Source organism: Sphingomonas sp. (assembly GCF_039595165.1).
Taxonomy (GTDB): Bacteria; Pseudomonadota; Alphaproteobacteria; order Sphingomonadales; family Sphingomonadaceae; genus Sphingomonas.
This window is the reverse complement of the sequence record NZ_JBCNMA010000013.1, coordinates 14584-34109: the sequence shown is the minus strand read 5'-3', so window position 1 is coordinate 34109 and position 19526 is coordinate 14584. Positions and strand designations below refer to the sequence as shown.

Sequence of the window (19526 nt, the reverse complement as noted above, 5' to 3'; positions counted from 1 at the left end):
GCTCCTGCGCGGCCGGGGCTTCTTCTTGCCTCAGCCCCAAGGGCGTTCGCGAAACCATTTGGTGATGACGTATTTGAGGCCCGCGCGGACCTTCATCGCGTGATGCAGGGTCGAGGGATTGGGCGTGCCGTTGGCGCGCAGGTTGCTCCACGCGAGCAATTTCCCGGTCTCCGGCTGCACGATTTTGTCGATCGCCTTGAACCGCGTCGCACCACCCGCCTCGACGTCGTTGAGATAGATCATCACCGTCCAGGTGCGCTGGCCCGCGACCGAGCAGAACTTGGTGAAGTCCACGCCGGTCGGCTCGAAATAGTCGGTGTGCGCCTTGAACTCCTGGCCGATGGCGTAGCGCTGCCCTTGCAGCGGCTCGCCATGCGCGGGCGACAGGCCGGTCAATGCGGCGATCCGCCGGTCGACTTCCTGAGTCGCCGGGAGATCGGCGGAGAGGTCGCAGGTCTCGCTCGTCCGGAAGGCGTTGTCGCCATTATAGTCGGACACCAGCGACGGCCGCCGGTCATGGTCGATCAGCGCCATCAGCTCAGCACACAATTCGGGCTCGAGGAAGTTCTTGCGCACGAAGAGCGTGAGCTTGGGGCTCGGCACTTTCTGGACGCCCGGCTCGCGTGACAGCCGCTCGACGACCGGTTCGATGGGAAAGCCGGAGGGGGTGATCATTGGCGCTAGATGCCAGAAGGTTTTCGGGATCGCCAGCTGTGCAAGACCCATCGAAAGAACGTCTCGAAAGAGTCATGAAATGGAAGTGAAACTGTCATGCAAGCGACATAGCTGCGACACATGACACCGGTGCCGGCTCTTGAAGACCTCATCGCCGCCGCCGCGCGCGATGGCGCCACCACCTTGCATCTGCGCGTGGAGGGCGGGTCGGTCACCGCGATGACACGACAAGGGCAGGGGCTTGCGCCGATCGCGCAGTTCCAGGCCCCGCCGCCCTGGCTCGACCTGGCGGGCTCGCGGCCCGACGCCAGCCGCATGGACGGCCGCATCGTGATCCGGATCGACGCGCACGGCGCAGCCCATGATTCGCTCGCCAGGCTCGGCATGCCCGGCGGCATGCGCAAGTCGATCGCCGGCGCGCTGGCGCTGGCGGGCGGCGTCGTGCTCGCCGCGGCGCCTGATGCCGGCGACCGGCGTGGCCTTGCCGAGGCGCTCGCCGGATCGGCGCGGCGCGGTTACGCACCGTGGGTCGCGGGCGAACGCGCTGCCCTCGAAGCGGCGGCGCGGATGGATTGCGACGCGATCCTCGTCGACGGCCTGCTCGACCGGACCACCGCGGCGCTGGCCTTCGATCTCGCGCGCACGGGCCAGCGCATCGTCGTCGCCAGCGACGCGCCCGGTGCTGTCGCCGCGATCGATCAGCTGCGCGGGCTGCGGATCGAGCGCCATTTGCTCGGCGCCGGCTTGCGCGCCGTGGTCGCGGCGCATGGCGCGCGGCGGCTGTGCGGCGCGTGCCGGCTTCCGGACCAGGCGCAAGCGTCCGAGTCGGCGCTGCTCGGCATCGATCCCGGCACGGTGATCTATCGACCGGCCGGCTGCGGCGCGTGCGACGGCACCGGCTATGCCGAAACAGCGCTCGCGTTCGAGGCGATCGCGGTCGATACCGCCTTCCACGGCCTGCTCGCCGAGGGACGCGATGCCGCGTTGCTCGCCCGCCACGCCTTCCTCGCCGCCCCCACGCTCGCGGCCTCGGCGCGGACACTGGCGCGGGAAGGGCGGATCACCGCCGAGGAGGCGATTCGCATCGCACGGGGCAGCGGCGCGGTTGCCGCGGGGACCCGCCATCCCCATATCGCGCCGTCTTCCGGAGAGTGGCTTGACGGTAAGCCTGTCGTGCCGCTAAGCGCCCGGCTCCACGGCGACCGTAGTTCAATTGGTTAGAGCACCGGCTTGTGATGCCGGGGGTTGCGGGTTCAAGTCCCGTCGGTCGCCCCATTTTTCCGCCTCGCTACATTAGGGCTGGCGCTTCGTCGCGCAGAACAATATTACGCGCTTCGGAAATTTTGTTAGCGCAAGTGGAGCGGGCGTATGAGCGCGGTCTGGGACCTTCCCGATTTCGACGAGCATGAGGGCGTGCACCTCATCACCGATCCGGCGAGTGGACTCAGGGCGGTCATCGCGATCCACTCGACCCAGCTCGGACCGGCGGCGGGCGGGGTGCGCTTCTGGCACTATGCCGATAGCGGCGCGGCGATCACCGACGCGCTGCGCCTATCGCGCGGCATGTCGTTCAAGAACGCGATGGCGGGGCTTCCGCTCGGCGGCGGCAAGGGCGTGGTGCTGGCACCCGAGCGCGGCGCGACGATCAGCGAGGCGCAGCTGCTCGCTTTCGGCGAGGCGGTCGAATCGCTCGGCGGCCGCTACGTTACCGCCGAGGATGTCGGCATGTCCGAGGAGCGGATGAAGGTCATCGCGACCCGCACGCGCCACGTCTCCGGCCTGCCGGTCGAAGGCGGGGAGGCGGGCGGCGACCCCGGCCCGTTCACTGCGCTCGGCATCTATCTCGGCGTCAAGGCCGCGGCTAAGCGCGCGCTCGGCGCGGACTCGATGGCGGGCATCCATGTCGCGATCCAGGGTGTCGGCAGCGTCGGCGGGGGGCTCGCCCGCCGTCTCGCCGCGGACGCCGCCAAGCTGACGCTGGCCGACGTCAACGCCGACAAGGCGGCGGCGCTGGCGGCCGAACTGGGCGCCGATACGGTCGCAGCCGACGAAATCCTGCGCGTCGCGGCCGATGTGATCAGCCCCAACGCGCTCGGCGCGATCCTGACCGAAGAGTCGATCGCCGCGCTCGACTGCAAGGTCGTCGCGGGCGGTGCCAACAACCAGCTGGCGACGCCGGCGGAGGGCGCGCGCATCCATGCCCGCGGCATCCTCTATGCGCCGGACTATGTCATCAACGCCGGCGGCATCATCAATGTCGGCCTCGAATATCTCGGCAAGGGCAACCGCGCCGAGGTCGAGGCGCGTATCGCCAAGATCCCCGAGCGGCTCGACGAGGTGTGGGACGAGAGCGAGCGCACCGGCGCGCCGTCGAGCGAGGTGGCGGACACGATCGCGAAGCGGTTGATCGGCCGGAGCTGACCGGCGGCGCCACTTTCGCCACGCTGCGCCTCTGAAGGCCCGGCTCGACGGGGAGATCGCGGTTTCCGGACCGGCGCTCGCAGGAAGCCTCACCGACCTCGGCCTGATCGACGAATATCGGCTTTACTTCCATCCGGTCGTGCTCGGTCGCGGCAAACCGTTCTTCGCCGGTCCGCGACCGCGGCTCCGCTTGGTTTCCACCGACGTCATCGGCGAGGAAACGGTCAGGCTGACCTATGTTCCCGCCTGATTGTGCAGATCGAGCGCAATTGGCGGAGAGGGTGGGATTCGAACCCACGGTGAGCGTGAACCCACGGCGGTTTTCAAGACCGCTGCCTTAAACCACTCGGCCACCTCTCCGCGCGACCGCGCCTTTGGGCGTTCGCCGTGTTTTCTGCAAGAGCCTCGCCTTTTCGGCAAGCAGGGGGTTCATGCCCGCCAAACGCTGTGGCACAGATGCCGGATGCGGGATTTTCAGGGCCTTGTACGGCGTATCGGTTTGGCGGGAACGGTGATTGCGGCGTGCATGGTCGCCGGCGCTCCTGCCGCGGCTCAGGACGAGGCTGGGTTCCAGGCCTATATCAACGGACCCCTCCGCCAGCAGGCGCTGCGCGAAGGGGTGAGCGCGCGGACGCTCGACCGAGTGCTGCCGACGCTCAGCTACAATCCGCGCGTGGTCGCACTCGACCGCGATCAGCCCGGCGGGACCAATCCCAACGCCCCGATCCCGAACTTCGCGCCGTACAAGGCGCGCCATGTCGATGCCGCCCGGATCAACCGTGGCCGCGCGACTTATCGCCGCCTGCGCGCGCAGCTCGCACGAGTCGAGCGCGAGACTGGGGTACCCGAATCGATCATGGTCGCGATCTTCGGGCACGAGACCAATTACGGCAGCTACACCGGCGATTTCGACCTGCCGCGCAGCTTGGCGACGCTCGCCTATGAGGGCCGCCGCCGCACGCTCTTCTCGGGCGAGTTCATCGCGACGATGAAGATGATCGACCGTGGCGTACCGCGCGAGCGGCTGGTGGGAAGCTGGGCGGGGGCGTTCGGCTATCCGCAGTTCCTGCCCTCGATCTATCTGCGCCTCGCTCGCGACGGCGACGGCGACGGCGTCGCCAACATCTGGTCGAACGAGGCGGATACGCTCGCCTCGATCGCCAATTACTTCGTCAACGCCGGGTGGCGGCCGGGCCAGCCCTGGGGCGTCGCGGTCAACGTGCCCTCGGGCTTCGACCGCGCCGCGATCGCCAACCGCACAAACTCGCCGCGCTGTGGCCGCGTGTTCGACCGGCACTCGAGGTGGAAGACGATGGCCGAGTGGCGCGCGCTCGGCATCGTCCCGCAATCGGGAAGCTGGCCCGACGCCAATATCCAGGCGACCTTGCTCGAGCCCGACGGACCGGGCAGGACCGCCTATCTGCTCACCGGCAACTACCGCGTGATCCTCGACTATAACTGCTCCAATTTCTATGCGCTGTCCGTGGGGTTGCTCGCCGATGAAGTCGAACACTAGCCTGCTCCTGCCCCTGCTGATGTTCGTCGGGAGCGGCGCGAGCGCGGCGCAGCGTCTCGAGGAGCTGCCGCCCGCGACGGCCCAGGACGAATCGTCGCCGATTGGCGCGGAAGATGGCCCTCCGCCCAGCGCCGGCCCGCAGGGGTCCTCGCAATTGCGTCCCGGTGAGGCGCGTTACGATCGTGTCGGCCTGGCCGGTTACGCCGAAGGCCAGGGCGTCTTCGCGCTGAGCGACGAGCTGACCGCGGGCAGCTTCGCCGAGGTCACCGCGCTCGACAGCGGCAAGACCATCCTGGTGCAGGTACGCGGAGAGGGGCAAGGGCTGATCGAGCTCTCCGGCGGTGCCGCCGCGCAGCTTGGCGTGTCGGGCAATCCGGCCGTGCGCGTGCGCCGCGTCACCGTGACCCCGCAGGATTCGGTGTTGCTGTCCGCCGGGCAGGCCGCGCCGCCGCGCGCCGATGCCCCCCAGGCATTGCTCGTCGGACTGCGCCGGAAGCTCGCCGAGCAGACGCCGGCCGTGGCCAAGGCCGCCCCGCCGCCCCGCCCGGGGCCGCGCCCCGCGAAGGTCCAGCCGGCCAAAGCGCCGCCCACCGCGCCGGTGCCCGCCAGGCCCGCCCGCGCCACCAGCGGCCTGTTCGTCCAGGTCGCCGCCCTGTCCAATGCCCAGCGTGCCCGTGCGCTTGCCGACCAGCTCGGCGGCAGCGTGCGAAGCGCGGGCAACTTCCATCGCGTCCAGCTCGGCCCGTTCCCCAACCGCGCCGCCGCCGAGCGCGCGCGTGCCGACGCCGCCAAACGCGGCTATGGCGATGCCCGCCTGATCTCCGTTCCCTGACCCATCTTTCGGACTTGAAGAGACCCATGAAGACGTTCCTGCTTACCGCCGCCGCCTTTGCCACCGTCATCGCGCCGACCGCCGCGCAGACCCCGCCGTTCGACACCGCGGCGCCGGTCGCGTTCATGGAGGATCTGTCCTCGGGCGCGGTGCTCTTCGCCAAGGACGCCGATCGGCGTATGCCGCCCGCGTCGATGGCCAAGATGATGACCGCCTATGTCGCGTTCGACCTGATCAAGCAGGGCAAGCTCAAGCTCGACCAGATGGTCGATGTGCGGCCGGAGACCTGGGCGAAATGGCACGGCCCTTCAGCGGGTTCGACGATGTTCCTGTCGCCGGGTCAGAAGGTGAGCGTCGAGAATCTGCTCAACGGCATCGTCGTCGTCTCCGGCAATGACGCCTGCGTCGTGCTGGCCGAGGCGATCGCCGGGACCGAGGAAGCCTTCGTCAACCTGATGAACCAGAAGGCGAAGGAGATCGGCCTGTCCAACAGCCGCTTCGGCACCTCGAACGGCTGGCCCGACGAGGGCCGCACTTATGTCACGGCGCGCGATCTCGCCAAGCTCGCAAAGGCGACGATCTCGAACCATCCGGACCTTTACAAGCGCTTCTACTCGCGCGAGAGCTTCACCTTCGGCACCACCATGGGCGGCGCGCCGATCACCCAGGCCAACCGCGACCCGCTACTCGGCAAGGTACAGGGCGCCGACGGCCTCAAGACCGGCCATACCGAGGAGGCGGGCTACGGCTTCACCGGCTCGGCGCAGCAGAATGGCCGCCGTCTGGTGATGGTCGTCGCCGGGCTCGGCAGCTTCAACCAGCGCATCGATGAATCGGTCAAGTTCATGAACTGGGGCTTCCGTGCCTGGTCCTCGCAGAAGGTCGTCAGCAAGGGCCGCAAGGTCGATGCCGCGCAGGTCCAGCTCGGCGACGCGTCCGAGGTCGGCCTGATCGCCCCGCGGGACCTCGCCGTGGCGATCCCCGCCGGCACCAGCCCGCAGTTCAGCGCCAAGGTCGTCTATCAGGGCCCGATCAAGGCGCCGATCAAGGCCGGCACGCACATTGCCGATCTCGTCGTCACCGCGCCGGGCCTGCCCGAGCAGCGCATGCCGCTGGTGGCGGAGGCCGATGTCGGCGAGGCGGGCTTCTTCGGCCGCGCCTGGGCCGGCCTCATGTCGCTGTTCGCGTGAGGGGGCGCTTCCTCAGCCTCGAGGGCGGGGAGGGCGCCGGCAAGTCCACCCAGGCGCGCCGGCTGGCGGAAGCGCTGGAGCAACGCGGCATCCCCGTGGTGCTGACTCGCGAGCCGGGCGGCACCGAGGGGGCGGAAGCGATCCGCGGCCTGCTGATGCAGGGCGCGGTCAACCGCTGGAGCGCGCATGCCGAGACGCTGCTGTTCGCCGCCGCGCGCGCCGACCATGTCGAGAAGCTGATCCGCCCCGCGGTCGAATCCGGCAGCTGGGTGATCTGCGACCGCTATGTCGATTCGACCCGCGCCTATCAGGGCGCGCAGGATATCGACGACGCCGCGATCCTCGCGCTGCACGGCTTCGGCTCGAAGGGCCTGCTGCCCGACCGTACCTTCTTTCTCGACTTGCCCGCCGGGGCAGGCGCTGAGCGCGCTTTGGCGCGTGACGGCGGGGCCAACGACCGCTTCGGCGCGCGCGGGCCGGACTTCCACGCCGCGGTCGCCGCGCACTTCCGCCGCATCGCCGCGGCCGAGCCCGATCGGGTTCGCGTGATCGACGCCTCGCGCGAGAAGGATGACGTCACGGCGTCACTTCTCGACGCGCTCGCCGACCTGCTGCCATGACGTCACTTGCCGGCAACGCCGCGGCAAAGGCCGCCTTCCGTGCCGCCATGTCCGGCGCTCAGCTCCACCACGCCTGGCTGTTCGCCGGCCCCGAGGGCGTCGGCAAGGCGAGCTTCGCGCGCCAGGCGGCGATGCGCATGCTGGCCGAGGCGGCGGGGAAGGGCGGGGCCGGCGATTTCGACGTGCCCGAAGACAGCCCCACGCGCCGCATGATCGAGGCCGGCGCGCATCCCGACTATCGCGAAATGGCGCGGCTGCCCAAGGATCCCGACAAGCCCGGCGAGAATCTGGCGCGCTCGATCCCGATCGCGCAGGTGCGCGGCCTGGGTCCGATGTTCGCGACCAAGCCGAGCATGTCGGCGCGGCGAGTCGTGGTGATCGATGCGATCGACGACGTCGAGCGCCCCGGCGCCGCCAACGCGCTGCTCAAGAATCTCGAGGAACCGCCCGAGGGGACGATCTTCCTGCTCGTCAGCCATTCCCCCGGCCGGCTGCTCCCCACGATCCGCTCGCGCTGCCGCCTGCTGCGCTTCGACCCGCTGAGCGATGCCGAGGTCGCCTCGGTGCTGCGTGCCGAGCTGCCTACGGCGAGCGCGGCCGAGATCGACGCGCTGGTCAAGGCCGGCGGCGGCTCGCCGGGCAAGGCGCTGGGCTTTGCCGGGCTCGATCTCGCCACGCTGGATACGGAGATGTCGGCGATCGCCACCCGCGGCGACCCGGACAACGCGGTCCGCTCGCGGCTCGCCAAAACCCTCGGGCCCAAGGCCGCACAGCCGCGCTATGAGGCGTTCCTCGCCCGCGTCCCCGCCTTCATCGCCGCAGAGGCGCGCGGCAAGCAGGGCAGGGCGCTCGCCGACGCGCTCGACGCCTATGAACAGGCCGCCCAGCTCGGCCCGCTCGCGCTCGCCCAGTCGCTCGACGCGCAGGCGACGGTATTCGAGATGGGCGGCATTCTCGCACGGCTGGCGGCGCGCTAGCGCTTCAAACCCGCGCGCGCTTGTTCTAGAGCCGCCGCATGGCCGAACCCTATTACATCACCACCGCGATCCATTACCCCAACGGCAAGCCGCATATCGGGCATGCCTATGAAATGATCGCCGCCGATGCGATCGCCCGCTTCCAGCGCCAGGCGGGGCGCGACGTGCGCTTCATGACCGGTACCGACGAGCATGGCCTCAAGATGGCGCAGACCGCCCGTGCACGCGACCTCACTGCGCGCCAGCTTGCGGATGAAATGTCATCCTATTTCAGTGATATGGCACGCGATCTGAATATTTCATATGATCGCTTCATCCGCACCGTCGACGCCGATCACTATGCCGCCAGCCAGGCGATCTGGCAGGCGATGGAGGCCAATGGCGATCTCTATCTCGACCGCTACGAGGGCTGGTACTCGGTCCGCGACGAGGCGTTCTACGAGGAGAAGGAGCTGACCGAAGGGGAAGGGGGCGTCAGGCTTTCGCCCCAGGGCACGCCGGTCGAGTGGACCGCCGAGGAGACGTGGTTCTTCAAGCTCTCCAACTACCAGCAGAAGCTGCTCGACCTCTATGTCGCGCAGCCCGATTTCATCCGGCCCGAGCGGTCGCGCAACGAGATCGTCAAGTTCGTCGAGGGCGGGCTGGTCGACCTGTCGATCTCGCGCACCAGCTTCGACTGGGGCGTGCCGGTGCCGGATTCGCCGGGGCACGTCATGTATGTCTGGGTCGACGCGCTGACCAACTATCTGACGGGTATCGGCTATCCCGACACGAATGCCCCGCTGGCACATTACTGGCCGGCGAACCTGCATCTGATCGGCAAGGACATCACGCGCTTCCATACCGTCTACTGGCCGGCGTTCCTGATGTCCGCCGGCATCGCGCTGCCCAAACAGGTGTTCGCACACGGCTTCATCCTCAACCGCGGCGAGAAGATGTCGAAATCGACGGGCAATGTCGTGGACCCGATGGAGCTGGCGCGGCTCTATGGCGTCGATGCGCTGCGCTATTTCCTGCTGCGCGAGGTCAATTTCGGCAGCGACGGCAGCTTCAGCGACGAAGCGATCGTCACCCGCGCCAACGCCGATCTCGCCAACAGCTTCGGCAATCTCGCGCAACGCACGCTGGCGTTCATCGCCAAGAACCTCGAGGGTGAGCTGCCGGGGGCGGGGCGCGGTGACGCAGCCGATGCCGAACTGCTCGCCATCGTGGACGACGCCGGCCGCGAGTTCCGCGAGGCGTTCGGGAACCTCGCGCTCGGCCAGGCGCTGGAAGCGTGGATGCGCGCTGTCTTCGCCTGCAACCAGTATATCGATGCGCAGGCACCCTGGGCGCTGCGCAAGACCGACGCTGAGCGGATGCACGCCGTGCTCGGCACCCTCGTCCGCGCGATCCGCGATCTCGCCATCCTGGTGCTGCCGGTGATCCCCGAATCCGCCGGCAAAATCCTCGACCAGCTCGGCCAGGACGCGCGCGATCACGCCGCGCTCGACGACAAGGGCTGGTACGACGCCTTGACCTCCTCGAGCTTCCGCCTCGCGCCGCCGACCGGCGTGTTTCCGCGGCTCGAGCTGGCGGACGCGGCCGCATGAGGCTTGCCGACAGCCATTGCCACTTGAACTACAAGGGGCTCGGCGAGCAGCAGCCCGACATCCTGGCGCGCGCCCGCGCGAGCGGCGTGGTGGCGATGCTCAACATCGCCACGCGCGAGCGCGAATGGGACGAGGTGCTCGCCACCGCCGAGCGCGAGCCCGACGTCTGGGCCACCGTCGGCATCCACCCCCACGAGGCGGACGAGCATCCGCACATCGACACTGCCAGGCTCGTCGATCGCGCCCGGCATCCGCGCGTGGTGGGCATCGGCGAGACCGGGCTCGACTATTATTACGACCATAGCGACCGCGCCCGCCAGCAGGCGAGCTTCCGCGCCCATATCGCCGCGAGCCGCGAGACCGGCCTCCCGCTGATCGTCCACACCCGCGACGCCGAGGAAGACACGGCACGCATCCTCGCCGACGAGATGGGGAAGGGCGCCTATCCCGGCGTGATCCACTGCTTCACTGCGAGCGGCGATTTCGCCGACAAGGCAATGGAGCTCGGCTTCTACATCTCGATCTCCGGCATCGTGACCTTCAAGAATGCCCGCGACCTCCAGGACACCGCCGCGCGCCTGCCGCTGGAGCGGTTGCTGATCGAGACCGACGCCCCCTTCCTTGCTCCCGTGCCGCACCGGGGCAAGACCGGCGAGCCGGCCTTCGTCGCCGACACCTGTCGCTTCCTCGCGCAGCTGCGCGGCGAGGATCCCGAGGAGCTGGCCGAGGCGACGCGCGCCAACTTCCACGAACTGTTCGCGAAAACGTTGGTGTAAGGGTGGGGGCGTGAAAGTCCGCATCCTCGGCTCCGGGACTTCCTCGGGCGTCCCGAGGATCGGCAACGACTGGGGGACCTGCGACCCTGGCGAGCCGCGCAACCGCCGCACCCGCGCCTCGATCCTGGTCGAGAGCGCGACCACGCGTATCCTCGTCGACACCAGTCCCGACATGCGCGCACAGTTGCTCGCTGCCGATGTCGCGGACGTCGATGCGGTCATCTGGACTCACGACCATGCCGATCACTGCCACGGCATCGACGACCTGCGTCAGCTGATGCACATGCGCGGCGCCCCGGTGCCGGGGTTCGCCCCGGAGGCGACGATGCGCGGCCTGCCCGAGCGCTTCCGCTATGTGTTCGAGGGCGGTGGCCCGTATCGCGCGACCGCGACGATGGACCTCCTCGCCGACGGCATGACCATCGGCGATATCCGGATCGGCACGGTCGATCAGCCGCATGGCGGCATCATCTCGGCCGGCCTGCGCTTTGAACATGATGGGAGATCAGTTGGATATGCAACTGATTTCAATGAATTTACCGCGGACATGGAACGGCTCTATACTGGCCTCGACCTGTGGGTCGCGGATGCGCTCCGCCACGAGCCGCATCCGACGCACCCACATCTGGCACAGACGCTCGCCTGGGCGCGCAAATGCGGTGCACGCCGCACCGTCCTCGTGCATATGGACAAGACGATGGACTATAGAACGCTGCTGGCCGAGCTGCCCAAAGGGGTCGAGCCCGGCTATGACGGCATGGAGATTCAGGTTTGAACGAATCGCAGATCGTTCAGCTCGTCGCGCTGGTCGGGTTCCTGGTGCTGGTTCTGGGCTCGCTCAGCATCCGGCGGCTGCCCATGGGTTTCATCGTCAAGACGATCCTCGGCTGGGCGGTGATCGGCGGGCTGCTCTATCTCCTGGTCGTCAACCGTCACACGATCCTCGACCAGCTAAATACGCTCGGCGCGCAGATCGGCATCTCGGAAGCCCCACAGGTCGCCGAGGGCGAGACCGTGCGCATTCGCCTGTCGCCCGACGGCCATTTCTGGGCGCGTGCGACGATCAACGGCGTCGAGCGGCGCATGCTGATCGACAGCGGCGCCACGGTGAGCGCGATCAGCGCGGCGACCGCGCAGGCTGCCGGCATCGACTATGACCGCGGCGCGCCGGTGCGCGTGTCGACTGCCAACGGCACGGTTGAGGCACGTCGCGCACGCGCCGAGCGAGTCGAGGTCGGGCCGCTCGGCACCGACGACCTCGTCGTGTTCGTCGCGCCGAGCTTCGGCGATCTCGACGTGCTGGGGATGAACTTCCTGTCGCGACTGCGTTCGTGGCGGGTGGAGGGGAACGTCCTGATCCTCGAGCCGCAACCGCGCACCGCAACCGCAATGTGATTTAACATAATGTGTATTATCGGACTTTCGTATGAGTGACCGGAAATTGCCCCCTGCCATCGATCTCGCGGCGATCGAGCCCCCCGGGATCGAGCGGCTGATGGCGATCATGGCGCGGCTGCGCGATCCCGTGACCGGCTGCGAATGGGATACCGTCCAGACCTTCGCCACGATCGCGCCGTACACGATCGAGGAAGCCTATGAGGTCGCCGACGCGATCGAACGCCACGATATGCCCGATCTCAAGGACGAGCTTGGCGACCTGCTGCTCCAGGTGATCTTCCATAGCCGCATGGCGGAAGAAGCCGGCCAATTCGACCTGGCCGACGTCATTGCCGGGATCTGCGACAAGATGGAGCGCCGCCATCCGCACATCTTCCGTGGCGCGGCCGAGGGCGGCCATCACCTCTGGGAACAAATCAAGGCCGCCGAGCGGGGGAGCAAGGGGGCGGCGGGCGCGCTCGACGGCGTCGCGATCGGTCTCCCCGCCCTCACCCGTGCCGAGAAGCTCCAGAAGCGCGCCGCACGCACCGGCTTCGACTGGCCCGATCCCAGCGGCGCCCGCGCCAAGATCGACGAGGAACTCGCCGAGGTCGAGGCGGCCGACGACGCGACTCGCGCGGAGGAGATCGGCGACTTGCTGTTCGCGGTGGTCAACTGGTCGCGCAAGCTCGGCATCGACCCCGAAGCCGCGCTTCGCGCCGCCAATGCCAAGTTCGAAGGCCGCTTTCGCGCGATGGAAGCGGAGGCCGGCGACGCCTTCGCCGGGCTCTCGCTCAATGCGAAAGAGGAATTGTGGGTGGCCGCTAAGCGGCGCTGACCGCCGTCTCGACCGCCATCAGCGTGGTGCCGGCATATTTCTCGGCTTCGGGCTCGAACAGCTTGCTGATCGCGAAGCTCCGCTCGGTCAGCGTCAGGCCCTTGAGCCCGTCGATCTTGAACGTGCCGATCTTCTCCTCGCGCGGGATCACGAAGTCGCGCGACACCACCTGAGCGTCGACATAGAGCGCCTCGCCGCGCTGGTAGAGGATGTGCGGCGCCAGCACCATGCGCGTGCGGTTATAGGTCGCGGTCAGGCATAGCTGTCTGACGATCCCCTCCAGCACGATCGGTGTCGGGTTGGCCGGCGAGTCGGCCCCGTTGGTATCCATCCCTACAATGTGACGATGATGCTGCGTTGCAGCAAGTGGGAATCGCCCGATCGAGGGGAAAAGCTGACGGTTCGGTCAGCTGTCGCGCCACGGCATCTTGATCAGCCACGGCTTGGGGCGTCCGCTCGGGCGCGGCGCCCCGTCGAGCCGCTCTGCGCGCAGGATCCGCACCGGCTTGAGGATCATCTGCCCGCGCATCACCCCGCGCCCGCCTCCGCTCGGCAGCGCGAGGATGCGGCGCACCACGTCCATCCCGCCGACCACCTTGCCGAACGCCGCAAAACCGGGATTGCCCGGCCGCGCGTCGAGCGCGGGATTGTCGCCGACCATGATCGAGAAATTGCCGTTCGCCGAATTGGGATCGAGCCCATGCGCCATCGAGATCGCGCCGCTCACATGCCTGATCCCCGTGCGACTGGTCGGCTCGAGCGGCAGAGCGGGCAGGATCCGTCGCGCGTCGGTGCCGATCCCGCCCTGGACGAAGCCCAGCTTCGGGTCACCCTTGCGCCGCGCCGTGCGGTAGAAGCTCGTGCCCTCCAGCCGCCCGTCATCGACATAGAACATGAAGTTGGCGACCGTCTTCGGTGCCCGCCGCGCGTCGAGCGCCACCGTGATGTTGCCCGCCGAGGTCACCAGCCGGACCCGCACGGTCGCCGGCTCGGGCGGTGCGGCGGAGACGAGCGCGATTGTTGCAAGCGCAAGAAACGCACGCTTGTTCAACATCATGCGCCTCGAACCTCGAACCTCTCATAATCCTTGGGTGCCATCCGCACCTCATAGACCGCGCGTTCGCCGGCCATCCAGTGCTCGACGACGTCGCCATGCTGGTGAAGCCATGCCGCACCTGCGCCGTCGCTGGGATCGAGCGTGATGGTGTAGCGGCGATGGCCCTGGGTGAGCAGGCCCGACACCTTGTCGACCAGCGTATCGATCCCCTCCCCGCTCAGCGCCGACACCGCGACGACATCGTCACGCTTGTCCGCCTCGGCGAGCAACCCGCCGCGGCGCGCGTCGTCGAGCAGGTCGAGCTTGTTCCACGCCTCGAGCCGCGGCGTTGCCGCATCGACGCCCAGTTCGCTCAGTACCTTCTCGACATCGTCCTTCTGCGCGGCGCTGTCGGGATGGGCGATATCGCGGACATGGATCAGGAGGTCGGCCGACACCACTTCCTCGAGCGTCGCCTTGAACGCGGCAACGAGCTGGGTGGGCAGTTCCGAGACGAAACCCACCGTGTCGGAGAGGATCGCCTTGTCGATGCCCGGCAGCGAAATCTGCCGCAATGTCGGGTCGAGCGTCGCGAACAGCAGATTCTCCGCCATGACGTCAGCGCCGGTCATACGATTGAAAAGCGTGGACTTTCCGGCGTTGGTGTAGCCCACCAGCGCGATCACCGGCCACGGCGCGCGCTGGCGCCGCTCGCGGTGCAGCCCGCGCGTGCGGCTCACCGAATCGAGCTCGCGCTTCAGCCGCGCCATGCGGTCGCGGATCAGCCGGCGGTCGGCCTCGATCTGAGTCTCGCCCGGGCCGCCGAGGAAGCCGAAGCCGCCGCGCTGGCGCTCGAGGTGAGTCCAGCTGCGCACGAGCCGGCCCGCCTGATAGTCCAGATGCGCAAGCTCGACCTGCAACCGGCCCTCGGCCGTCCGGGCGCGCTCGCCGAAGATCTCGAGGATCAGCCCGGTCCGGTCGATCACTTTGCAGCCGAGCCCGGTCTCCAGGTTGCGCTGCTGCACCGGGGTCAGTGCGGCGTCGAACACGGCGAGCCCCAGCTCGCGGTCGCGCACCGTCTCGGCGAGCGCTTCGACCTGGCCCGATCCGATCAGCGTGCCCGGCTTGGGCGCGCGGATGCGCAGCGGCACGCGCTCGACCACTTCCACGCCGATGGCGAGCGCGAGGCCGGCGGTCTCCTCCAGCCGCGCCTCGGCGTCACGTGTGCTGCCGCCGAGGTCGGGATAGACGACGACTGCTCGCGCGCCGCGCGCGAATTCGTCCTGATCACGATCGAAGCCGGTACTCATAGGCCGCTAGGCGAGGTCGCCCCTCACCCCTCCTCGCCATCGTCGGCGAGGTTCAGCGGATGCGCCGGCTGAATGGTCGACACCGCGTGCTTGTAGACCAGTTGGTAGACCCCGTCGCGCTGGAGCAGCATGCAGAACAGGTCGAACGCCGCAATCCCGCCCTGCAGCATCACGCCATTGACCAGGAACATCGTGACATTCTCCTGCTGCCGCTTGACGGCGTTCAGGAAAATCTCCTGCAGAACCGGGTTCTTGGAGGCGTTCTCGGGCACCGCGTCGACGATCGACGCGACGTCGACCGCGCCCGAGGGCATGATCGTGGAGATGGCGTGCTTGTAGATCAGTTGCGACTGGCCGTCGCGGCGCAGCAGCACGGAGAAATTGTCGAACCAGGTGACGATGCCCTGCAGCTTGACGCCCTTGACCAGGAACATCGTGACGGGGGTCTTGGATTTGCGGAGCGCGTTCAGGAAGAGGTCCTGGAGCGAGGTCTGCTTGTCGGCCATATTAGCGGTCCTGTTCTTGGCGGGATTTTTCCCGCAATGGCGCCGTTTCCCGGCGTCGGAGGCGCGCCACCCGAGGCGCGTGGCGGCAATGTAAGGGGTCGGCAGGCGAAGGTCTATAGCTCGCCCGACAAGCGTTTACGTAACGGCAGCGTGATGCTGGAAATCCCGCCACCCTTGGCGGGGGAGGATTCGATCATTCCTCGCGACCCTCGTGGATCCCGAGTAGCTTGAGCTTGCGGTGCAGTGCCGAGCGCTCCATCCCGATGAAGTGCGCGGTGCGCGAGATGTTGCCCGAAAAGCGCCGGATCTGGATGCGCAGATACTCGCGCTCGAACGTCTCGCGCGCTTCCTTGAGCGGCGCGCCCATCATCGCGGTCGCGCCGGCGCCGTCGCTCTCGCTATTGCGCCGGCCGAGCACTTCGGTCGGCAGCATGTCGATGTCGATGCGGCCGATCCGGTCGCCCGGCGCGAGGATCACCGTCGCTTCGACCACGTTGCGCAGCTGGCGGACATTGCCCGGCCATTCATAGCTTTGCAGCGCGACCATCGCATCGGGTGCGACCTCAGGCGTCGGCACGCGGCGCTCGTTGGCGTAATGCGCGACGAAATGCTCGACCAGCGGCGGGATGTCCTCGCGCCGCTCGGTCAGATGAGGGATCGCCACCGGCACGACGTTGAGCCGGTAGAACAGGTCCTCGCGGAAGCGTCCCTCGGCGATCTCGCCCATCAGGTCGCGCGCGGTCGCGGAGACCACGCGGACATCGACCTTGACCTGGCGCTGCCCGCCGACGCGGTTGAACTTCTGCTCGGTCAGCACGCGCAGGATGCGACCCTGAGTCGCCATTGGCATGTCGGCGATCTCGTCGAGGAACAAGGTCCCGCCATGAGCCTGCTCGAGCAGTCCCGGATGGACCAGGTCGCCGTCCTCGACGCCGAACAGCTCCTCCTCGACGCGCTCCGGGGTCATCCGCGCCGCGCTGACGATCACGAATGGCCCGGTCGCGCGGTTGCTCCACTCGTGCAGCAGCCGCGCGGCAACCTCCTTGCCGGTGCCCGGGCCACCGGTGATCATCACCCGGCTGCCCGTCGCCGCCACGCGCTTGAGCGTCGCGCGCACCCCGTTGATCGATCCCGAGCTGCCGGTGAGGTCGGTCTCACGCCCCACGCTCGCGCGCAGCGAGGCGACTTCGCGCCGCAGCCGCTCGGTCTCGGTCGCGCGCTCGACCAGCAGCAGCAGTCGCTCGGCCTCGAACGGCTTCTCGATGAAGTCGGATGCGCCGCGCCGGATCGCCGCCACCGCGGTGTCGAGGTTGCCATGGCCCGAAATCACCAGCACCGGGATCGAGGCGTCGCGCCGCTTGATCTCGTCGAGCAGCTCGAGCCCGTCGAGCCGCGATCCCTGCAGCCACACGTCGAGCAGCACCAGGCTCGGCCGCCGCTCGGCGATCGCCTCCAGCGCGGCGTCGCTGTCCGCCGCGCCGCGCGTTTCATAGCCCTCGTCCTCGAGCACGCCCGCGACCAGCTCGCGGATGTCGCTCTCGTCGTCGACGACCAGAATGTCCAACGTCATACGCCTACCCGTTCTTCGTTCTTGTGAGTGCGGCGGGCACGGCGCCCCCCGGCGCCTCCCCGTCCTCGCCGCCGGTTCCCGTCAACCGCTCCAGCGTGGCGGTGTCGAAGCACAAGGTGACGAGCGTGCCGCCGCCCGGCCGGTCGGCGAACGCCATCGTCCCGAAATGCTCCTCGACGATCTTCTTGACGATCGCGAGCCCCAGGCCGGTGCCGCGGCTTCGCGTCGTCATATAGGGCTCGACGATCCGCTCGCGCTCGGCGGGCAGCCCGATGCCGTTGTCGGCGATGTCGAGCAGCAGCTGATGCCCCTCGCCGGCCCGAATCGTCATCGACACCATGCCCGGCTCGCCGCTCTCGGTCTCGGTGCGCGCCTCGACCGCCTCGACCGCGTTCTTGACCAGGTTCGTCAGCGCCTGGCCGAGCTGGCGGCGGTCGCACACCAGGGTCGGCACCGGATCGGGATGAGTGAGGCTGAAGCGGATCTCGGGCTTCGCCACCTCGTGCAGGAACATCGTCTGGCGTGCGATGTCGAGCAGCGACTCCTCGCGGAAGATCGGCTTGGGCATGCGCGCGAAGGACGAGAATTCGTCGACCATGCGCCGCAGGTCGCCGACCTGGCGCACGATCGTGTCGGTGAGCTTGGCGAAGGTGCCGTCCTCGGCATCGACTTGTTTGCCGTAGCGCCGCTGGAGGCGCTCGGCGGCGAGCTGGATCGGGGTCAGCGGGTTCTTGATCTCGTGCGCGATGCGCCGCGCCACGTCGGACCAGGCCGCGCGGCGCTGGTCGAGCAACTGCTGCGTGATGTCGTCGAAGGTCAGCACCTGCCCCGCCTCGTCGCGGGTGACCTTCACCGCCAGCGTACGCGCCTCGCCGCCGGTGGTGATCTGCACGATATCCTCGCGCAGCGCGCCGTCGAGCACCGCGTCGAGCTCGGGCGCGATCTCGCCGAGCACGCGCCCGACCGGCGCCTCGCCGGGGTTGAGCAGCGCCATGGCCGAGCTGTTGATCACGCGGATGCGGCGGTCGGCGTCGATCGACACCACGCCCGCGGTCACGCCGGACATCACCGCCTCGATCAGCGCGCGGCGGCTCTCGGATTCGGCATTGGCGTCGACCAGCGCGTTGGTCTGCTCCTGCAGCCGGTCGGTCATGCGGTTGAACGCGGTGGCGAGGATGCCGATCTCGTCCTCGGACTTGGGCGTCGGTACGCGTGTGCCGAGATCGCCCTCGGCCACGTCGCGCGCCGCCTTCACCAGGTCGCCGACGGGCCGCACGAGCCGGTCGGCGATCTCCAGCGCGACCCATACCGCGAGGCCCACGATCAGCAACGACAGCAGCAGCAGCGCGACGTTGAACTGCAGCTGCAGCGTGCGCGAGCGCTCGGTCAGTGTGCGATAGCTGCTCACCACTGATTCCGCCCGCGCCTTGCGTTCCAGCAGCGCAGGGTCGACGACGCGCGCGGCGTAGAGGTACGTATCTTGACTGTTGGGGAAGCGAGTGAGCGCGCGGATGCGCCCGCCGGCATCCTCGACCACCACGGGCTTCTTTCCTGCCTTGAGCTCGCGGATCGCGCTGGCGCTGACCTGCTCCTCGATGAGGCGCTCGTAGGGATTCAGAATCGCAAGCGTCTGCAGCTCGCCATTTCCGGACTGCCGGACGATCGCCGCTTCGGAAAGCTCGCGCTGCGTCGTTTGCACCAACAGGGTATTGATGAAGTCCTGGCTGTCGATCGGCACCTCGGTCAGGCGGACCGCTAGGTCGATTGCCATCGCTTCGGTATTCGCGCCGACACGCTGACTGAGATCGTCGAAGCTGCCGGTTGCCACCGCAGACGCATTCTCCAGCATCGATCGCGCGCGATCGGAGTACCAGAACTCGACGCCATACTGGAACAGCAGCGATGCCACGATCGACACGAAGATGGTCGGCACGCTGGCCAGGATCGAGAAGATCGCCACCAGCCGAACGTGCAGCCGCGCCCGCCCGCCGAGCGGCGAACGCGCCGCGCGCTGCATCGCGATACGGCGGCCGATCAGCACGATCAGCGCGACCAGCGGCACGAGGTTCGACACCAGCAGCAGCGCGACCAGTGGCGGGGTCAACAACCGTTGCGATCCGGTATTGCCGCTGACCACAAAGTAAGTGGTCAGCATCACGCCGACCGCGATCCCGAACACCACCAGCTCGAGGATTGGCGTAACCGTGAAGCGCCGCGCGGGCACTTCGGTCTCGACAATCGGCTCGGCGACGGCAGTCATCGTTGCAGGGCTACAACAAGACCGTTGCCT

20 protein-coding genes and 2 tRNA genes are annotated in these 19526 nt (G+C 68.2%); 14 read left to right on the top strand and 8 right to left on the bottom strand.

What is annotated here, in order from left to right:
* Positions 1–30: 30 nt before the first annotated feature.
* Positions 31–675: a 2OG-Fe(II) oxygenase gene (locus ABDV68_RS04200; RefSeq protein WP_343518400.1), complete on the bottom strand. Its 645-nt coding sequence runs from the start codon at positions 673–675 to the stop codon at positions 31–33.
* A gap of 120 nt (positions 676–795) precedes the next feature.
* Between ABDV68_RS04200 and ABDV68_RS04195 the strand changes: the two genes are divergently transcribed.
* The 4 genes from ABDV68_RS04195 to ABDV68_RS04180 all read left to right on the top strand — a co-directional run bounded on the left by ABDV68_RS04195 (position 796) and on the right by ABDV68_RS04180 (position 3346).
* Positions 796–1896 (top strand): hypothetical protein, encoded by a 1101-nt coding sequence (locus tag ABDV68_RS04195; protein ID WP_343518399.1) that lies wholly within the window; start codon positions 796–798, stop codon positions 1894–1896.
* Positions 1874–1950: transfer RNA gene (locus ABDV68_RS04190), tRNA-His, on the top strand. The genes ABDV68_RS04195 and ABDV68_RS04190 overlap by 23 nt, the downstream gene beginning before the upstream one ends.
* 93 nt (positions 1951–2043) lie before the next feature.
* Positions 2044–3096, top strand: a complete 1053-nt coding sequence (locus tag ABDV68_RS04185) for a Glu/Leu/Phe/Val dehydrogenase dimerization domain-containing protein (RefSeq protein ID WP_343518398.1) — start codon at positions 2044–2046, stop codon at positions 3094–3096.
* Between the two features lie 31 nt (positions 3097–3127).
* Positions 3128–3346, top strand: coding sequence for a dihydrofolate reductase family protein (locus tag ABDV68_RS04180; protein ID WP_343518416.1), 219 nt, complete (start codon positions 3128–3130; stop codon positions 3344–3346).
* Between the two features lie 20 nt (positions 3347–3366).
* Here the strand turns inward: ABDV68_RS04180 and ABDV68_RS04175 are convergent.
* Positions 3367–3456, bottom strand: a tRNA-Ser gene (locus ABDV68_RS04175).
* A 166-nt stretch (positions 3457–3622) separates the two neighbouring features.
* Between ABDV68_RS04175 and ABDV68_RS04170 the strand changes: the two genes are divergently transcribed.
* From ABDV68_RS04170 to mazG, 10 genes are read left to right on the top strand one after another with little or no spacing between them, the layout of a single operon-like run.
* Positions 3623–4612: a lytic murein transglycosylase gene (locus tag ABDV68_RS04170; protein ID WP_343518397.1), complete on the top strand. Its 990-nt coding sequence runs from the start codon at positions 3623–3625 to the stop codon at positions 4610–4612.
* Positions 4596–5444 (top strand): SPOR domain-containing protein, encoded by an 849-nt coding sequence (locus tag ABDV68_RS04165; protein WP_343518396.1) that lies wholly within the window; start codon positions 4596–4598, stop codon positions 5442–5444. Before ABDV68_RS04170 ends, ABDV68_RS04165 begins: the two co-directional genes overlap by 17 nt.
* Before the next feature lie 26 nt (positions 5445–5470).
* Complete coding sequence (locus tag ABDV68_RS04160; protein ID WP_343518395.1) at positions 5471–6634, top strand: D-alanyl-D-alanine carboxypeptidase family protein; 1164 nt, start codon at positions 5471–5473, stop codon at positions 6632–6634.
* Positions 6631–7254, top strand: a complete 624-nt coding sequence (gene tmk, locus ABDV68_RS04155; RefSeq protein WP_343518394.1) for a dTMP kinase — start codon at positions 6631–6633, stop codon at positions 7252–7254. The genes ABDV68_RS04160 and tmk overlap by 4 nt, the downstream gene beginning before the upstream one ends.
* Positions 7251–8231: a DNA polymerase III subunit delta' gene (locus ABDV68_RS04150; protein ID WP_343518393.1), complete on the top strand. Its 981-nt coding sequence runs from the start codon at positions 7251–7253 to the stop codon at positions 8229–8231. The genes tmk and ABDV68_RS04150 overlap by 4 nt, the downstream gene beginning before the upstream one ends.
* A gap of 38 nt (positions 8232–8269) precedes the next feature.
* The gene (gene metG / locus ABDV68_RS04145) at positions 8270–9823 is read left to right on the top strand and encodes a methionine--tRNA ligase (RefSeq protein ID WP_343518392.1); all 1554 of its coding nucleotides are present in this window, start codon (positions 8270–8272) and stop codon (positions 9821–9823) included.
* Complete coding sequence (locus ABDV68_RS04140; protein WP_343518391.1) at positions 9820–10599, top strand: TatD family hydrolase; 780 nt, start codon at positions 9820–9822, stop codon at positions 10597–10599. The genes metG and ABDV68_RS04140 overlap by 4 nt, the downstream gene beginning before the upstream one ends.
* 10 nt (positions 10600–10609) lie before the next feature.
* Entirely contained in the window at positions 10610–11374 is a 765-nt protein-coding gene (locus ABDV68_RS04135) for an MBL fold metallo-hydrolase (protein ID WP_343518390.1), read from the top strand.
* On the top strand, positions 11371–11994 hold the full coding sequence (locus ABDV68_RS04130) for a TIGR02281 family clan AA aspartic protease (protein ID WP_343518389.1): 624 nt from the start codon (positions 11371–11373) through the stop codon (positions 11992–11994). Before ABDV68_RS04135 ends, ABDV68_RS04130 begins: the two co-directional genes overlap by 4 nt.
* A gap of 31 nt (positions 11995–12025) precedes the next feature.
* A complete protein-coding gene (gene mazG, locus ABDV68_RS04125; RefSeq protein ID WP_343518388.1) occupies positions 12026–12814 on the top strand; it encodes a nucleoside triphosphate pyrophosphohydrolase in 789 nt (262 codons plus the stop codon).
* On the opposite strand, the gene ABDV68_RS04120 is transcribed toward mazG, so the two are convergent.
* The 6 genes from ABDV68_RS04120 to ABDV68_RS04095 all read right to left on the bottom strand — a co-directional run bounded on the left by ABDV68_RS04120 (position 12801) and on the right by ABDV68_RS04095 (position 19496).
* Positions 12801–13145: a hypothetical protein gene (locus tag ABDV68_RS04120; RefSeq protein WP_343518387.1), complete on the bottom strand. Its 345-nt coding sequence runs from the start codon at positions 13143–13145 to the stop codon at positions 12801–12803. The genes mazG and ABDV68_RS04120 overlap by 14 nt on opposite strands.
* A gap of 75 nt (positions 13146–13220) precedes the next feature.
* Positions 13221–13871, bottom strand: a complete 651-nt coding sequence (locus ABDV68_RS04115; protein ID WP_343518386.1) for a peptidylprolyl isomerase — start codon at positions 13869–13871, stop codon at positions 13221–13223.
* On the bottom strand, positions 13868–15160 hold the full coding sequence (hflX, locus tag ABDV68_RS04110) for a GTPase HflX (protein WP_343518385.1): 1293 nt from the start codon (positions 15158–15160) through the stop codon (positions 13868–13870). Before hflX ends, ABDV68_RS04115 begins: the two co-directional genes overlap by 4 nt.
* 23 nt (positions 15161–15183) lie before the next feature.
* Positions 15184–15756 carry an RNA chaperone Hfq gene (gene hfq / locus ABDV68_RS04105; RefSeq protein WP_343518415.1) on the bottom strand — a complete coding sequence of 191 codons (573 nt, stop codon included), beginning with the start codon at positions 15754–15756 and terminating at the stop codon, positions 15184–15186.
* Positions 15757–15859: 103 nt separating this feature from the next.
* Positions 15860–17236 carry a sigma-54 dependent transcriptional regulator gene (locus tag ABDV68_RS04100; RefSeq protein ID WP_343518384.1) on the bottom strand — a complete coding sequence of 459 codons (1377 nt, stop codon included), beginning with the start codon at positions 17234–17236 and terminating at the stop codon, positions 15860–15862.
* A 4-nt stretch (positions 17237–17240) separates the two neighbouring features.
* Positions 17241–19496: an ATP-binding protein gene (locus ABDV68_RS04095; RefSeq protein WP_343518383.1), complete on the bottom strand. Its 2256-nt coding sequence runs from the start codon at positions 19494–19496 to the stop codon at positions 17241–17243.
* Positions 19497–19526 lie beyond the last annotated feature (30 nt).

What these genes read in the sequence shown, in the direction of transcription:
- ABDV68_RS04160 (WP_343518395.1), top strand. Translation starts at nt 5,471, where the DNA reads ATGAAGACGTTCCTGCTTACCGCCGCCGCCTTTGCCACCGTCATCGCG.
- ABDV68_RS04140 (WP_343518391.1), top strand. Translation starts at nt 9,820, where the DNA reads ATGAGGCTTGCCGACAGCCATTGCCACTTGAACTACAAGGGGCTCGGC.
- ABDV68_RS04200 (WP_343518400.1), bottom strand. Translation starts at nt 675, where the DNA reads ATGATCACCCCCTCCGGCTTTCCCATCGAACCGGTCGTCGAGCGGCTG.
- ABDV68_RS04095 (WP_343518383.1), bottom strand. Translation starts at nt 19,496, where the DNA reads ATGACTGCCGTCGCCGAGCCGATTGTCGAGACCGAAGTGCCCGCGCGG.
- hflX (WP_343518385.1), bottom strand. Translation starts at nt 15,160, where the DNA reads ATGAGTACCGGCTTCGATCGTGATCAGGACGAATTCGCGCGCGGCGCG.
- ABDV68_RS04165 (WP_343518396.1), top strand. Translation starts at nt 4,596, where the DNA reads ATGAAGTCGAACACTAGCCTGCTCCTGCCCCTGCTGATGTTCGTCGGG.
- metG (WP_343518392.1), top strand. Translation starts at nt 8,270, where the DNA reads ATGGCCGAACCCTATTACATCACCACCGCGATCCATTACCCCAACGGC.
- ABDV68_RS04185 (WP_343518398.1), top strand. Translation starts at nt 2,044, where the DNA reads ATGAGCGCGGTCTGGGACCTTCCCGATTTCGACGAGCATGAGGGCGTG.
- ABDV68_RS04195 (WP_343518399.1), top strand. Translation starts at nt 796, where the DNA reads ATGACACCGGTGCCGGCTCTTGAAGACCTCATCGCCGCCGCCGCGCGC.
- ABDV68_RS04115 (WP_343518386.1), bottom strand. Translation starts at nt 13,871, where the DNA reads ATGATGTTGAACAAGCGTGCGTTTCTTGCGCTTGCAACAATCGCGCTC.
- ABDV68_RS04120 (WP_343518387.1), bottom strand. Translation starts at nt 13,145, where the DNA reads ATGGATACCAACGGGGCCGACTCGCCGGCCAACCCGACACCGATCGTG.
- ABDV68_RS04100 (WP_343518384.1), bottom strand. Translation starts at nt 17,236, where the DNA reads ATGACGTTGGACATTCTGGTCGTCGACGACGAGAGCGACATCCGCGAG.
- ABDV68_RS04150 (WP_343518393.1), top strand. Translation starts at nt 7,251, where the DNA reads ATGACGTCACTTGCCGGCAACGCCGCGGCAAAGGCCGCCTTCCGTGCC.
- mazG (WP_343518388.1), top strand. Translation starts at nt 12,026, where the DNA reads ATGAGTGACCGGAAATTGCCCCCTGCCATCGATCTCGCGGCGATCGAG.
- ABDV68_RS04170 (WP_343518397.1), top strand. Translation starts at nt 3,623, where the DNA reads ATGGTCGCCGGCGCTCCTGCCGCGGCTCAGGACGAGGCTGGGTTCCAG.